Origin of the sequence: Campylobacter sp. BCW_4323, from assembly GCF_001763115.1 — a bacterium.
In the GTDB taxonomy this organism is placed as follows: domain Bacteria; phylum Campylobacterota; class Campylobacteria; order Campylobacterales; family Campylobacteraceae; genus Campylobacter_D; species Campylobacter_D jejuni.
The window spans coordinates 1-1198 of the sequence record NZ_MJYC01000050.1; the positions used below are offsets into that span (position 1 = coordinate 1).

The following is a 1198-nucleotide window of genomic DNA, read 5'->3' on the forward strand; positions in this document are numbered from 1 at the left end:
GGAGTTTCGTTTAATGTTGTGTGCTTCAAACAAAGCTTTGGAATATTCTTCGGTATAATTGCCCTTTGCTGGTGGATGTGAATCTAAACTTTCTACAAAATATATTTTGTTTGTTTCTTTATCTACTTTTACAGCTATTCCATTAGGTGTATAAATTTTATAAGTTTCACTCATTATCTATCCTTTCTTAATTTAACCCATGTATAAACCATCTTCCATGATTATGGTAGTAGCTAATCTGCCTATGAAATTAGGCGGAGTTTTTGTTTCTGATGTGATATCAGTATTTGCACTTGTCTTATTGGTCATATCTTCTTTGCCTCTACTTGTATTAGAAGTTTTATCTCTATTTCCATTTATCCCCATATACATAGCCTTAAGATTGTTTTGTCCTATGATATTGAGTTTTTCTAGTAATCTTCTAGCCTTATTTTTATCTTCTATATATCTTCCTGTTTTATCTTTACTTGTATTGTAAATTCCATTAGCAAAATCTTGTAAAATTTGTAAAGCTTCATTGTAAGCATGAATAGGACTATCTTCATCCTTTTTAAAAGCACTAATTTGCTTTTCTTTATTTCTAAACTCTTTAAACAAAGGATGATTACAAGGAAGTTGATATATAGTGCATTTTTTAAGTTCTAAAGATTTTAACTCTTTAAAATAAAAAGTATAATCATCTATAATATATTTTTGTTCTTTTATATCCTCTAAAGCAGTTGCATTTCTTTTCTCATCAATAATCAAATAAGATAAAAGTCTTTTTAAAAGAAATTCTTTATTTTCTTCAAGCTTTTGATCTATTTCATAATGAAAGGAAAAATGAGTGTCAAAAACTCCTGTGCAAAGATCTATGCCATAAAAAATTTTCTTTAAATCAAAGCTAATGAATTTTGAGTTGATTGCAAAAGGATAAGTTACAAAATGATCTCTTATAACTGCTAAAGGATTGACTAATTTTTTTAAAGTATTGATAAAATCAATCTGTTTAACTTCTTTATTGTTGATTGTTAAATTTTTAATAGTTTGAATTAACTCTGTTTTAGAACTTATAAACATAAAAGATTCCTTATATAAAGCATTATTATATCATTTTTTATTTGCTAATATTTTTTGTCTCTATTAATCTCTCCTATCCATCTAAGCACATTACCCTTATCATCAATCTCTACTTCTAAATCTTTGTATTTGTTGTAAA

Annotated in this window: 1 pseudogene; it reads right to left on the bottom strand. The window is 26.4% G+C overall.

Annotation, left to right across the window (positions count from 1 at the left end):
* Positions 1 to 192: 192 nt before the first annotated feature.
* Positions 193 to 951: pseudogene (locus AJN60_RS04880) on the bottom strand (hypothetical protein); the annotation flags it as partial.
* Between the last annotated feature and the right edge of the window lie 247 nt (positions 952 to 1198).